At 61.4% G+C, this 13,759-nt stretch carries 13 protein-coding genes; 6 read left to right on the plus strand and 7 right to left on the minus strand.

The annotated features are described in order from the left end of the window. Window positions 1-7: 7 nt before the first annotated feature. The 3 genes from M0D68_RS05735 to M0D68_RS05745 all read right to left on the minus strand — a co-directional run bounded on the left by M0D68_RS05735 (window position 8) and on the right by M0D68_RS05745 (window position 4,006). Window positions 8-466, minus strand: a complete 459-nt coding sequence (locus M0D68_RS05735; protein WP_266223936.1) for a hypothetical protein — start codon at window positions 464-466, stop codon at window positions 8-10. Between the two features lie 214 nt (window positions 467-680). Further along, window positions 681-2,768, minus strand: a complete 2,088-nt coding sequence (locus M0D68_RS05740) for a TonB-dependent siderophore receptor (RefSeq protein WP_234487823.1) — start codon at window positions 2,766-2,768, stop codon at window positions 681-683. 209 nt (window positions 2,769-2,977) lie between these two features. Further along, entirely contained in the window at window positions 2,978-4,006 is a 1,029-nt protein-coding gene (locus M0D68_RS05745) for a questin oxidase family protein (protein ID WP_234487813.1), read from the minus strand. 110 nt (window positions 4,007-4,116) lie between these two features. Between M0D68_RS05745 and soxR the strand changes: the two genes are divergently transcribed. Further along, the gene (gene soxR, locus M0D68_RS05750; RefSeq protein WP_266211461.1) at window positions 4,117-4,605 is read left to right on the plus strand and encodes a redox-sensitive transcriptional activator SoxR; all 489 of its coding nucleotides are present in this window, start codon (window positions 4,117-4,119) and stop codon (window positions 4,603-4,605) included. 81 nt (window positions 4,606-4,686) lie between these two features. Then, window positions 4,687-5,118, plus strand: a complete 432-nt coding sequence (locus M0D68_RS05755; protein WP_200617274.1) for a hypothetical protein — start codon at window positions 4,687-4,689, stop codon at window positions 5,116-5,118. 17 nt (window positions 5,119-5,135) lie between these two features. Here the strand turns inward: M0D68_RS05755 and M0D68_RS05760 are convergent, their stop codons facing one another. Next, a complete protein-coding gene (locus M0D68_RS05760) occupies window positions 5,136-6,044 on the minus strand; it encodes a LysR family transcriptional regulator (protein ID WP_093635060.1) in 909 nt (302 codons plus the stop codon). A gap of 192 nt (window positions 6,045-6,236) precedes the next feature. Here M0D68_RS05760 and M0D68_RS05765 point away from each other — a divergent pair, with 192 nt between their 5' ends. The 3 genes from M0D68_RS05765 to M0D68_RS05775 all read left to right on the plus strand — a co-directional run bounded on the left by M0D68_RS05765 (window position 6,237) and on the right by M0D68_RS05775 (window position 8,361). Continuing rightward, complete coding sequence (locus tag M0D68_RS05765) at window positions 6,237-6,815, plus strand: YceI family protein (RefSeq protein ID WP_200652479.1); 579 nt, start codon at window positions 6,237-6,239, stop codon at window positions 6,813-6,815. A 70-nt stretch (window positions 6,816-6,885) separates the two neighbouring features. After that, complete coding sequence (locus M0D68_RS05770; protein WP_200652480.1) at window positions 6,886-7,791, plus strand: NmrA/HSCARG family protein; 906 nt, start codon at window positions 6,886-6,888, stop codon at window positions 7,789-7,791. A 39-nt stretch (window positions 7,792-7,830) separates the two neighbouring features. Then, entirely contained in the window at window positions 7,831-8,361 is a 531-nt protein-coding gene (locus M0D68_RS05775; RefSeq protein ID WP_200652481.1) for a carboxymuconolactone decarboxylase family protein, read from the plus strand. A 242-nt stretch (window positions 8,362-8,603) separates the two neighbouring features. On the opposite strand, the gene M0D68_RS05780 is transcribed toward M0D68_RS05775, so the two are convergent. Together M0D68_RS05780 and M0D68_RS05785 are read right to left on the minus strand one after the other, a co-directional pair. Continuing rightward, on the minus strand, window positions 8,604-10,331 hold the full coding sequence (locus M0D68_RS05780; protein ID WP_200652482.1) for a tannase/feruloyl esterase family alpha/beta hydrolase: 1,728 nt from the start codon (window positions 10,329-10,331) through the stop codon (window positions 8,604-8,606). Between the two features lie 119 nt (window positions 10,332-10,450). Next, entirely contained in the window at window positions 10,451-11,062 is a 612-nt protein-coding gene (locus M0D68_RS05785; protein ID WP_200652483.1) for a TetR/AcrR family transcriptional regulator, read from the minus strand. A gap of 180 nt (window positions 11,063-11,242) precedes the next feature. On the opposite strand from M0D68_RS05785, the gene M0D68_RS05790 reads away from it, so the two are divergent. Next, window positions 11,243-12,277, plus strand: coding sequence for a trans-acting enoyl reductase family protein (locus M0D68_RS05790; RefSeq protein WP_266223937.1), 1,035 nt, complete (start codon window positions 11,243-11,245; stop codon window positions 12,275-12,277). Between the two features lie 23 nt (window positions 12,278-12,300). On the opposite strand, the gene M0D68_RS05795 is transcribed toward M0D68_RS05790, so the two are convergent. Beyond that, entirely contained in the window at window positions 12,301-13,758 is a 1,458-nt protein-coding gene (locus M0D68_RS05795) for an efflux transporter outer membrane subunit (RefSeq protein WP_244179374.1), read from the minus strand. Window position 13,759: the final 1 nt, after the last annotated feature.

Genomic DNA, 13,759 nt, shown 5'->3' on the forward strand with positions numbered 1-13,759 from the left:
CGCAACCTCACGGCGCATCGGCGGGCGCGAGCTTGATAAATAGTTTCGCGGCTTCGTTGCCGTGCGACAAAGCGCGCAGTGCCAGGGAGAGCGCCAGCTGTGCGTCGTGGGCGACCGCACTCCGGTCCTGATCGAAGAGTTTGACGGCGTGGCGCATATGCTGCGCCGCCTGATCGTGAAGCTCAGCCGCCAATGTGTGCTGTTTTGCGGCATTTGTGTTGTCTGCGCCAGAGCCGGTCGATGCCGGTGCGACCGGCGTCGTGTTCGCGCTGTGTGCGCCGGCGTCGTGTGCCTGATCGATCGCGTGCAAGGTGTGACCATGGGCCATCATTGCCTGATGCGCGGCGTGGGCATAGTCTTTACCCGCCTCGAAATGCCGCGACGCCCCGCGGTGAAATCGCGAGGCCTGCTCGTGATGTGACGCTGCAGCTTCAAGATGTTCTTTTTTGTTGTGCTTCGTGCTCATACCGGCTCCTGTAAGTCCATAAGACCAACGCCGATGACGACCGATTCGAAGACCAGTGGCGGGTCGAAAACCACTGGATTCGAATTTACACGCACTTGCACGCCCGGTGACATTTTCGTCGCGCGGAATACTTCAACAACCGACAGCGGGTGAGGGTCGAATACGAATGACCACGGCAAACATGGCGGCAGCCATCGCTATCTATCCTGGTCCCTCAGAACGAGAACGTTGTATTGAGCATCACCAGACGCGCCTCGCCGACCGCAATGATCAGATTGCTGCTGCTTGACGGGTAATACGTCTTGTCGAAGACGTTCTTCACGTTGAGTTGCACACGCGTTGGGATCTTGCCGATCTTCGTTTCGTAGGCGGCGAACAGATCGGCGACGACGTAGCCCGGCAGCGTAAAGCTGTTTGCCGTATCGCCCGGGCGCTTTCCGACCAGCCGCGCACCGCCGCCGAAACGCCATTGCCCCGGCAGATAGGGCAGCATCGTGTCGTACACGGCAAACACGCTGCCGCTATGGCGCGCGGCATTCGCGAGACGCGTGTTGTCTTCGCGGTCGACGGCATCCGTGTAGGCATAACTCGCAATCACGCTGACATGCCGTGTCAGCTGACCGGCGACATCGAGTTCGATCCCGCGTGAACGTGCGCTGCCGATTGTCGACGTCGTATCGCCGACGGTGACCGCGACATTCTGCTTGTCGATCTGATAGACCGCGAGCGTGCCTGTAATGCCGGGCTTCGCTTCGAACTTCAAGCCGGCTTCGTAGACCCTGCCGCGCTCGGGCGCGAGCGGCTCGCTGACCTCCGTGGCGACGTTCGGCACGAACGACTTGCTGAAGTTCGCATAGGCGGACAACGCGGGCGTGAGCTTGTACACGAGCCCGAACTGCGGCAGCCACACTTGTCCGTGCGAGTGATCGGCGATGACGAATGGGCGCCCGACGCCGGAAAGTTGCTGCCAGTTTTCCCAGCGCACACCGCCGATGGCGATCAGGCGGTCGGTCAGGTGGACCGTGTCCTGCGTAAGCAGCGAGTACGTATGGACCTTCGAGAGGCTGTCGCTTTGCGACGCGCTCGCTGTGCCGCCCGTCGAGAGCGTCCCATAGACCGGGTCGTACAGGTCGAATCCGGACACTGCCTTGCCGCGGATCGTGTCGCCACGGAAGGAGCGCTGGCGTTCGTATTCGCCGCCCACATAGACTTCGTGGCGCATACCCGCGAGGTTCAGGTCGCCGACCGCGCCGATCGTGGCGATCTCGTCGGAATCGTTGCGGCCAAGGTTTGCATCCGATGAACGGCTCATGATGCCGGTCGTGCTGTTGAATGCCGTTGCGCGGGTCAGGTACTGATCGTAGCGGTCGCGGCTCCACCCATAGGTGGCACGCATGCGCCACTGATCGGATAACCGGTGTTCGATCTTGGCGCGAAGCGTTTCCTGCTTGCCGGTACTTTGCGCCCATGCTTCTTCGTAACGGGTGTAGCGCAACGCGTCGTCCAGATGACCGTTCACGAGAACCGTCCCGCGGTCGAAGGGCGTCGTGTAATCGACGTACTGGTAGCTCAGATCGATCGAGGTGTTGGCGTCGTGCCACGACAGTGATGGCGCGATTAGCGCGTCGCGCTGCCGTCCGAAGCTGCGCCAGTAACGCGCGGTGTTGTATTCACCGGTCAGCCGGAAGGCTAGCGTTCCTCCCGCCACCTGACCCGGTTGTCCGATCGGGCCGGTGAGGTCGAAGCTGGTTCCGCTGCCACGGTGGCTGGTGTACGTCGCCGATACCGAGCCGTGCAGTTCGTCCTCCGGTTTGCGCGTGATCATGTTGATCACACCGCCCGGTTCCTGAATGCCGTACAGCAGCGAAGCCGGCCCCTTCAATACTTCGACACGATCGATCGTGGCCAGATAGCTGTGCAGGATCGGCGATCGGATGCCGTCGACAAGGATCGAGCCGTCGTTGTTCGAGCCGAAGCCACGCTTGATGAACGCATCGCGTGTTCCGCCGAGCGTGTTGGTCTGGGTGATGCCGCTGACGTTGCCAAGCACATCGTCGAGGCTCCGCGCCTGCTGATCCTGCATCACGCTCGAACTGACTACCGCGACAGACTGCGGAATCTCGCTGATTTTCCGCTCGCCACCGCCGGATATCTGGCTGGTGAGCGGGCGATAACCGACCGTCGGTTCGGGGTCCGGTGCTGCGCGTACGGAAACCGCCGGCAACTCTTTCTCCGTGGGCGTTTGATCGCTGGTGACGTCGGTAGAGGCGCCGATGGCGGAATGCGTCGAAGCTGCGTACATCAGGAAGGCTATGTGCAGACCGAAGCCGAAACGGCGGTAACGACCCGGGAGCGCGGAAATTCGCAGAAAACGCATGTGTCAGGAGACCGCCTGCCAACTCATGCGAGAACGCAGAAAGGTGGTTGTAGCGGTGAGCTAAGGGTTATGAAAGAGATTGGATGTTAATGTAAATGGGAATCGTTATCAATAACGATCAAAAAAATAAGATGTTAGGCAGGCGTTGCGGGTCGGGGCGAATTGCGACGCTGCTGTTTTTCCAGGTCCAACCTGACTATGCGCACCGCTGACGCCAGGTAAAGCGGTGATGGATTACGACGGTCCTCGCAAAGACACGTGTACGCCAACTTGATCGCATGATCGTCGTTTGACGCCACGGCCATCCGGCACACGTCGTCCCAGTCAACGACGGCGTCAGGCGACTCTGTTTCAACGTTCGCAGCCTTGCGGACCGTTGCATACGCCGCGCACAGCGCAATCCACAAACCAGGCAGCAATTGTTTCGCCAACGCGTCAGGCAATTGCGCGAGGAGGATTCGTGCCGCGTGTGTCGCCGTAACCGTGTGAAGCACCGTGAAGTCCGGCGAGCGCCAGTAGGCGTTAATCGTCGCCCGCGCCAGATCATCGAGTAAGGACACAGCGACCGGAGGCGCAAGCACGGCTTGCCTGAACCGCACATCGCCCGCGACGGCGCGCAAACGTGACGTGATCGAGTTGCCCTGTACAACACTGTCGTCTATTGCACGTACGACGTTGTCAAACCCGGCTTCGACGTTTTCCGCCGTGCGGGCCTCATCGAAACGGGCGTCAATCGGCAGATGCGACGAGATTAATGCGGCGAGGCCGGAGGCGATTTCGCCGGGATGTGCCGCCTCGATGCCGTATGCCAAGCGGATAAGCGCGTGAAATGCCTGCGTTGCAGGTGCGAACGGCACCTCTTCCAGCACTGCCGCGATGACCGGGACGGAGCCGGCTTCGGCGATCCAGTCCAGAAAACACAAGCGCAAGGCGCCGAATGCGGCGGCATTGCCGAGCTGCCGCGACCATTCGTGACGGCTGACGATTGTGTCGACAGGCGGCGCGCTTAATGCATATTCGCGTTCCCACATATCGAAGAATTCCTGCAGTCGAGCAGGCGACGCTCCCATCCCGGCCAACGCGACAAGCGCCATTGGACAATGGTTGGTCGTACCTCTGGCCATCAGGTCGAAGCGAGCGTTTGCATCCAGAAGCTTATTCAACTTTTCGTGAGCGGGGTCCTTGCGCATATTGCCGTCTCTCGATCAAAGGAACGAATCCATTCTGAAAGTTCAAGTAGACTTGAAGTCAAGAGAGAATTCGTGGAAACGTGATGAACGAGACGACGATTACAATTGGCGACCTGGCTAGACGCTCGGGCGTAGCGGCGAGTGCGATTCGTTTCTACGAGGAGCAGGGGCTGATCAGCAGTACCCGAACAGAAGGTGGCCATCGGCAGTATCGAAGGGAGGTCCTTCGCCGCGTAGGTTTCATTCGCGCCGCGCAGGCTGTCGGACTGAACCTTTCGGAGATTCGTTCTGCCCTTGAGACGTTGCCCGGGCAACGCACACCGACCAAGCAGGATTGGCAGCGTCTCTCTCGCGCCTGGCAGCCTCTGCTTCAGGAACGCATCGACGGTCTTATTGCATTGCGCGATCAGCTAGCGTCCTGTGTCGGCTGCGGCTGCCTTTCGCTGAAGTCCTGTTCTCTCTACAATCCCGGCGATATTGCCCGACGACGGGGAAGCGGTGCACGATATCTGTCGGGCGACACCGCGCACGCCGTGTTGGCGGACGATATCGCGGATAAGCAGAAAACGTGAGACGACGGAACTGATAACTCATTTGTGAAACGCTCGCACCGGCCTCCTTCGCTGGAGACGCCGCTGAACCCAAAAGGAAGCATGAGACGACTATTCCTCGCTGCGCTCGCAGCCACCTCTTTCGCGACTTGCGTTTACGCGCAAAGCAACGACCCCGGCCCGCTCGTCACGCCTGCGGGCAAACTGCAATTTGAGCGCGTCGACCGTGATTTCGTGGGGACGCTCGACAAGGAAATGTTCGACCGCTTCGGTGCGAACACGCTCTCGCACTTCGACGATGTCGGCAACTCAAATGACACCGTCACCCGCATGCTCGTGCAAACGGATTCCGGCCCGGTGCTGTACGACTTTCGCCACCGTCCGCCGCTTGTGCAGCGTCTGGGAGAGCGCATGACGGTCAAACGCGTGTTCTGGCAAAGCGATGAAGTCGTGATGCAAAGCTCGCAAGGCTGGTTCCGATTCAAACGCGGCGTGCTGACGAAGCTGCAGTCGTCTACGACGACGTACCATTGATTGCGCGCGCACTTCTATCACCCTGACGGGTTTGTCATCGCCTTGTCCAGTTTCTCCAAAAGAAATTCAGCGAAGACCGCCACCGCAGGCGGCACCGGTGGGCGGCTCGTGTAGACGAGCTGCAAGCCGAGGCCGGTACCGGCGCGCCGATAGGTCGGCAGCACGCGCACCAGTTTCCCCTGCGCGATGATTGGTTCAACTATTAACTGCGGCAGCAGCGCAATGCCCAGTCCCGCAATGCAAGCCTGCGCCAGCACGCGCATGTCGTTGACCGCGAACCGGCTGTTGATCGTCACTTCCTGACTACCGCGTGGCCCCTGCAGACGCCACGTGCTGCGACTCTGGCGATTGGAAATCGTCAGACAGTCGTGTTCGGCCAGTTCACGCAGCGTGCGTGGCGCAGCGCGCCGTTCCAGATAGGCCGGACTCGCCGCGAGGATCATTGCGCTCGGCGCCAGCCGACGTACTTTAAGGCCGCTACGGCTCTCAATACCCATGCGCAACGCCAGATCGACGCGCTCGGCGATCAGATCGGTAGGCGTATCGTCGAGCAGAAAGTCGACGCTGATGTTCGGATAGCGCGCGTAGAACTCGACCAACCATTCCATGCGGAAGAATTCGAACAGGCCGGCCATCGCGGTGACGCGAACCGAGCCGGACGGTGTCTGCTCGTCTGCATGGAGCCGGCCGATCTCGAGGATCTGATCAAGCGCCGGCGCATAGCGCTCGAACAGCGCCTGACCTTCCGTGCTCGGTGCGAGCTTGCGAGTCGAGCGATGCAGCAGACGTGTGCCGAGTTGCCCTTCGAGTTGATCGATGCGCCGGCTCAGCGTATTTGCCGGCATCTGCAGACGGCGCGCCGCCTCGGAGAAGCTGCCGGCGCGGACGACCTGAACGAACATCGCCAGATCATTCAGATCGAGCATGACATCTCTCCATAAATGGATGAATCAAATCCAATTTTACCATCTAGTGTGAAGCGTCTTTAATCCCCATACTTGGTGTGTCACGCAGGAAGCGGCCGTAAAAAGCCGTTCTCCCGCTCCACTCTACGGTGGCATTGCATATCCCCGATACCGCGCACGGGCGCGGCAACTTAATGATTCAAGGACATTGATTTGAAGAAGCATCTGATGATTGCGGCTGGTGCACTCGCCGCCTCACTGTCGTTTTCGGCCTTCGCGGACGTATCGACATACCAGCTTGATCCGGAACACACGTACCCGAGTTTCGAGGCCGACCACATCGGCGGCCTGTCGGTCTGGCGTGGCAAGTTCGACAAGTCGCAAGGCACGGTGACGCTCGACCGTGCTGCAGAGACCGGCACGGTTGAAGTGACGACCGGCATTGCGTCAATCCACACGGGTAGCACGAAGCTCGACCAGAACCTGCAGTCGGACCAGTTCTTCGATGCATCGAAGTTCCCGGAAGCAATCTACAAAGGCACGATCAAGTTCAAGGGCGACAAGCCGGCCTCTGTCGTCGGCAATCTGACGATGCATGGCGTGACCAAACCGCTGACGCTGAAGATCGACTCGTTCAAGTGCATGCCACATCCAATGCTCAAGCGCGAAGTGTGCGGCGTCGACGCAGTGGGCGAATTCGATCGCAGCGACTTCGGCGTCGACTTTGGCAAGGCATACGGTTTCAGTATGAAGACCAGGCTGCTCATCTCGGCCGAAGCGCTGAAGCAGTAATTCCATCGGACCGCTGCGCTCGCCGCGCGAGCTAGTACCGTCCCAACAAAATACCCCATGGAGAATAACCATGTCGAACACCCAGAAGCTTATCGCTGTCGTGGGCGCAACCGGCCAGCAAGGTGGCGCCGTTGTGCGCGCGCTGCAGGCAAGCGGTCAATTCAAAGTGCGCGCGTTGACGCGCAATCCGGGCAAGCATCCGAACCTGGGCGACGAAGTCGTTCTGGCGGATTTCAATCGCCCGGAAACGCTTGAAGCTGCATTTGCCGGCGTACACGGCGTTTTCCTGGTGACCAATTCCTGGGAAGCACAAGATGACGAGTCCAAGCAGGCGCTCGCGGCAGTCAACGCGGCGAAAGAAGCCGGCGTACAGCACTTCATCTGGTCGACGCTTCCCAATGTGGAGACGATCAGCAACGGCACGATCAATGTCCCGCACTTTACGGCCAAGGCGAAAATCGAACCCGTCGTGAGTGAAGCCGGATTTCCGTACCACACGTTCGTGATCGCGCCGTTCTATTACCAGAACCTGATAGGCCTGATGGCTCCGCAGAAACAACCGGACGGCGCCTTGGGTTGGGCGCTGCCGCTTGATCCGGAGCGGCGCGTCATCCATATGGGCGACATCACGGAACTCGGTCGCCTCGTAGCCGGCGCGTTCGCGCAGCCGGAACTCGTGGGGCACGGTGAACATTTGGCGCTGGTCGGCGATTTCCTGAGCTTCAACGAGATCGTCTCCGCCCTGAATCAACAAGGAAACACGCTCTCGTTCAAGCAAGTCCCACGCGAGGTTTTTGCCAGCTGGTTTCCGCACGCCGACGGTATCGCGGCGATGCTCGCCTACTTCGAAGCGCACACCTATCTTGGCTCGGATTCGCGCGACGCGATCGCGCTTGCCAACAAAGTTGCCGGAAAGCCGCCGACCAGATTTGCCGAATGGGCCAAGGCGAACTTCGCCATGCCGGCAGCCACCTGAACGAAGTGCACTGATCAAACTACGAACGAGCAAGTACCTATGAGCCGAATTCCTACCCACACAATCGAAAGCGCGCCCGATGCGTCGCGTCCGCTTCTGCAAAAGATTGCCCAGTCTGCGCCGACGGGACGTCCTCTGAACCTGCATGGGCAGATGGCAAATTCCCCGGCGGTGCTGGCGGCGTACGCATCGCTGCGCGCCGCGACTGCCGAGCACGGTACTCTGGATCCGAAGGTGAGCTGGGCACTCAATCTCGCGACTGCGGCCACGATTGGGAACGACTACATGACTGGCATCGCCAGTCGATTCGCCGGCATGAACGGTTGGACCGAAGCACAGATCGCCGCCTTGCGGACAGGCACAACGACGGGCGACACCAAGGTTGACGCGCTGACCAGCGTGGTCAGGGAAGCGACTGCCAATTCGGGAAACGTCACCGACGCCACGTGGAAGGCCGCTCAACAAGCGGGCTGGAGCGATGAAGACCTGACGGAGGCATTCGCGTTCCTGGGGCTGACGATGTTCACGGGATACTTCCTCAACTACGCGCAAACTGATTCGGATATCTGAACAGGCACGTCATCGACGGCGAGCAAAATACCTGCAGAGTGCGCAATGAATGCCGTCATGCAAACTCCGCTCAGCAGCCGCACGATCTCCATCTCGGCTACTACTCGGTGCGTACCCGCCCCGAAGCACTGATCGAGGGCGAGCGCGAAATCGCGTGCATCGGTCGCTCGAGCCCGATCATCGGCTCAGCCTTGCGCGGGTTGCTCCGCGCAAGGCTGAGGGACAAGCCATTGCACACTAGATCACTGCGTTGCGCACGTGAAACTCGACGCAGCGTTTACATCGCCGGAACCGTTATACCTTGGGAAGCTCGGATACTCGCAAAGCGGCCGGGTACGGCCCGGCACACCCGCGGTATCCGCGACGGTCTGCGCAGGCGGCGTCACGCCATTTTCAACCCAGTTTTCCAGCGTCGTGAGTGAGTCCCATGACGCGTTGTACACTGTGCTAACCGCATGCCCATACCCGGGGATCTCGTAGAAGCGCACGAAATTGGCCACGGCTGAGGCGCCCATCGTCGCTTGCAAACGCTGATAGTACTGCTCAGTTGAGCGCGTGCTAACGAGCGCGTCCGCCATGCCGTGCGCCATCAGGATCTTGCCGCCTCTCGCGTTGAACGCGGACAGATCGGTCTTGTTGACATCTTGCAGGCCCGTCAGTTGACTGATACGCGCTTGCAGACTGCCGGGGTTCTGCGGATCGACGGTAAGCGAGTTGTAGTTGGAGTCACGCGTCACGAAGTAGCGGATCCACTGGTCCCAGAACACGCTGAGATAAGGGGCGGTAGTGGGCATCGGCGAGGCCGGTTGCGATGTGCCCAGCGCGAGCGTCGTGACTGTGGGTTGCAAGGCAGATGCATTCGCGACACCAAGGTCCGCGCCGTAAACGTTGAAGCCGGGATACTGCGTCTCACCGCTGGCAAGTGGGTAACCGAAGGTGATCGGTGTGTTGTACACGTTGAGCGCGGAAATCTGTGCGTCCGACAAACAGGTGTCGCCGGTGTCCGCGCCGCCGGCGCAACGTAGCGCTGTACCGTTGACTGTCGCCGTGGCCGGATTGAACGTGGTGTTGCAGGCTGCGACGTTGCTGATCAGCCCGTCGGCGACACCATCAAGCGTATCGCAGGCAGCCAGCACGGCGTTGAGCAGGACTTTGCGCTTGGCTTGATCCAGATAGGCGCCAGGCGCCGCGAGCGCGCGCGTGATGCGGCCGAACTGGAGGTCGAGACTGGCGGCAGCCCAAGCCGGATAGAGGACGATCGAGCCATCCCAGTCTTGCGGCCAGCGTTGCACGACAGCAAGCGCCTCGCGGCCGCCGGACGAGCCGCCCGCGAAGTAGGCGCGTTTCGGCGCCTTGACCGCATAGCGGGCGTCGATCAGATACACGGCTGCGTCGCGGGTCTTCTTCAGCGCGTCGCCGGAGAAGTTTTGAACTGCTTCGTCGTTGACGCCGAACGAGCCGTCCTCGCTGCCCAACGCGTTGGCCTGATGCCCGGAGTCGCTCGCGAATGTCGCGTAGCCGCGTCCGAGCGGAGTGGGTTGCGCCGTGGGGCCTGCCGGCACGTTACCGGTCGGCGCCGGAATCGTTCCGTCATAGCCGCCACCGCCGAACATCATGATTTTATTGTTCCAGACGGTAGGCATCGCAATCTGGAATTTGATTTGGGGCGCAGCCGGATCGACAGGATTGATCGCGCCGCTCACGAGGCAATACTCTCCGGTCGCCTGCGCGCCGGTGCCCGAAGCGGGCATCGTGGTGGCTGCGGTCACGGTCGCGCCGGTGGTGGGCAGGCCAATGGAAGACGCCGGCACGGTCTTGCCGGCAAGCTGTGCACAACTGAGCGGCGTCGCCGCGGGTGGGGCAATGCTGTTGTTACCGCAACCGTTTAGCGACAGCACGGTAAGCACCGATACCACCACTAACGAGGAACCGATGCCGCCGAGTTTTCGGACGGTATGCTTCATTTGCATGGCCTGTCTCCGTTATGAGGGGGCGCGCCCGTCTACGGTTCGTCTGCTTCGCGGATGCAGGTGAGGACGCCACGCAAACTTGAGGCTGCTCAGCCGTCCTGTCAATCCCCCCGCACGGCTCAGCCAGGATTGTCCGCAACCGAGATCAGCGCAAGCGCCGCCGGCACGAGCGGCTGCGCTGCCTCCTTGTTTGCCAACTGCCCATAGACGTACGCGCCGTCGATAAGAAGTGCGATCTGGTTGGCCAGATTATCCGGCCGGGCAACGCCGATTTGCTTCGCTAGCGCACCGAGACGGCGGCGCAGCTCCACCTTATGCCTGAGGGCCACCACCCGCGCGGGATGATCCGGCGCCGGAAACTCCGTTGCCACGTTGAGAAAAGGGCAGCCGCGGTATTTGGGCGCGGCGATGTCGCGAGCGATCCACTTGAGGTGAGCCGTGAGCTCATCTCTTGGCGCGTTCCGGTGGCGCGTCGCGGTCTTGTCCCAGTCGGCCCAATAATTCGCGTCGTCTCGCTCGAGCACCGCAGCGACAAGATCGTCCTTGGTTGTGAAGTGACGATAGAGACTGGTCTTCGCAACTCCTGAGCGTTCGACGACGAGATCGACACCGACGGCCCTGACGCCCTCCTGATAGAACAACTCCGCCGCCGTATCGAGTATGCGTTCCCGGACGCTGCTGGAACTGGCGCTTGCGGCTTCTTTTGCTACGGTAGATGTGCCTCTGCTCATGGCAAGTCCTCTTGAGAGACGGAAACTTTCTGCTTGCCGGTTACTGTACCAACATATCCCTTGACACGCTACAGATCTGTACTCTACTCTTTAAAAAACGCTACAGATCTGTAGCGTCGTTGTATTGCCAAACTGCTGTCTCCCCATGCGAAGAAACACCATAACAACTGGAGGTCTGCAATGCCGTCGAATCAAACCGTGGCCGTCTTCGGCGCCTATGGCCATACCGGCCGCTTCGTGGTGTCTGAACTGCTCAGGCGTGGCTGGAGACCTATCCTTTCCGGACGCGATGCTAGCAAGCTGAACGCTCTCAGCGCGGCTTACCCCGGGCTGGACATTCGGCCCGCATCGGTAGACGACCCGGATTCTCTCGACCGGGCGCTTGCAGGCGCGGCTGCTGTGATCAATTGCGCCGGCCCCTTCGCCAGTACGTCCGCGCCGGTGATCGAAGCCGCGTTGCGTGCACGGATTCCGTATCTGGATGTCGCGGCGGAGTTAGAGGCCAATCTGGATACGTTCAAGCACTACGCTGAACGGGCGCGCGAGGCGGGCGTCGTGATCGTGCCGGGGATGGCATTCTTCGGCGGCCTGGGCGATCTTCTTGCCACGGCGGCAATGGGCGATTGGACGGCAGCGGACGAAATCTGCATCGCCTATGGGCTCAGCAGCTGGAAGCCGACGCTCGGCACAAGAGCGGCAGGCCAAGTCTCGCGGCAGCGTAGAGAGGGGCGGCGCCTTGTCTTTACGAAAGGACAGATGGTGTTCCGCACGGACGCAGCGCCGGTTGGCGAATGGCAGTTCCCTGCACCGCTCGGCAAGCAGCCGGTCATTGGCGAATTCACGATGGCGGATACTGTGACGATCGCGCGCCATCTGAAGACACCCGAGATTCGCTCGTACATGACGGCTGTGGCGGTTAAAGACCTGCTGGAGCCGGATGCGTCGCCGCCTGTCGCGGTCGACGAAAACGGACGCTCCGCGCAAACCTTCCTCGTCGACGTTGTGGTGCGGTCAGGAGGCAATGAACGTCGCATATCGGCAAGCGGTCAGGATATCTACGCAATCAGCGCGCCTCTGGTGGTTGAAGCAGTCACGCGCGTTGTCAATGGGCTGGTCCACGGGGCGGGCGTCTTCACCGCCGGCGAAGCCCTCCACGCGCCTGATTTTCTGGGGTCACTGCGTCGTCAGGAGCATCTGGCATTGGCGATGCCGTGAACGGTGCTCCTGCTCTCAGGCGCTCACTGCGACGCTGCCTGCCGGTCCGGATGCCGCGGATCATGCAACTGGTCCGCCGACCAGCCGCCGCCCAGATCGCCGAATAGCGACGCGGCATCCAGCAAGCGCGTCTCCTGAACATTCAGCGCGGTCTGCTGAGTGGCCAACTGTGTGGCCTGTGCGGTCGCCACGGTCGTGTAGTCCACTGTACCGGCCTCGTACTCGTTGAGCGCGATCTCGGCGCCGCGAGTTGCATCTTGCACGGCTGTATCGAGAACGACCGACTGCTCGGCCAGGATTCGCAACCCGCTCAAATCGTCTTCAACGTTCTGGAACGCCGTCAACACCGTGCCCCGGTAATTGGCGACGGCCGAGTCGTAGGCTGCCTTCGCCGCGTCGACATCGGCGCTGCGCAAGCCGCCGTCGAAAAGCGTTTCGGTGGCGCTGCCGCCGAGCGACCAGACGTAGTTGGCCACTTTGAACAGACCGGACAACGGCGACTGCGTGAGCCCGGCCAGCCCGGAAAGGGAAATCTCCGGGTAGTACGCCGACACCGCTACACCGATTGCCGCGTTTTGCGCAGCCATCTTGCGCTCGGCGACGGCGATATCGGGCCGGCGTTCGAGCAGCGTCGACGGCACGCCGACGGGCACGCCTGGCAGCGTCGGCATCGTGGTGCTGTGCGTAATCGAGAGCTCTTCCGGATTCTTGCCCACCAATACGGCGATCGCGTGCGCGTCTTGAGCGCGCGCCACGCCGAGCGCGATCAGATTGGACTGCGCCGTCTCGAGCTGGGTGCGGGCAGAGATCAAGTCGGACGGCGGGATGGTGCCCGCCTGATCCTGGTCGGACACGACGCTCAGAAAGTGCTGGTAGGCCACGACCGTCTTCTGCAGAAGGTCGATATTGGCGTCACTGGTGCGCAGCTGGATGATCGCTGTGGCCAACGCCACCTGCTCGGCGAGCGTCGCATTGGCGAGCGTCGCTTCGCTCGATTGCGCGGTCGCGGCGTTTTCTTCGATCGTGCGCCGCACCTGGCCCCACAGGTCAGGCGCCCAGCTGACGTTGCCTTCCAGCGAGGCTGAGTTGACCACTCGGGCGGCATTGCCGACCGAGCTGCGCGCCTTGGTGCCCGAACCGGTTACGCCGATGGTCGGGAACAGGCCGGCACGCGCCGCCCGCACTTCTGCCAGCGCTTCCTGATAGTTCGCGTAGTCCGCGCGCACGGTCTGGTTCGACACCGACACCAGCGGTTCGAGCTGGTCCATCAACGGATCGTTGAAGGCCGTCCACCAGTCGCCTTTCGGTTTGTCCGCCGCGGGCTCGGCTTGCGTCCAGCCCGGCAGCTCCGAGTAGGTGGCGGCCACATTGACCTGCGGCCGGTGGTAGTCCGGGCCGACCATGCAGCCGCTGGCCAGCAGGGCCAGCGTCGCGACGGCCAGCGGCCGAAGGTGGCCAAAGCGGTTACGGGAAATCTTCATC

The organism is Paraburkholderia sp. SEWSISQ10-3 4 (genome assembly GCF_030464785.1).
GTDB classification, from domain to species: Bacteria; Pseudomonadota; Gammaproteobacteria; order Burkholderiales; family Burkholderiaceae; genus Paraburkholderia; species Paraburkholderia aspalathi.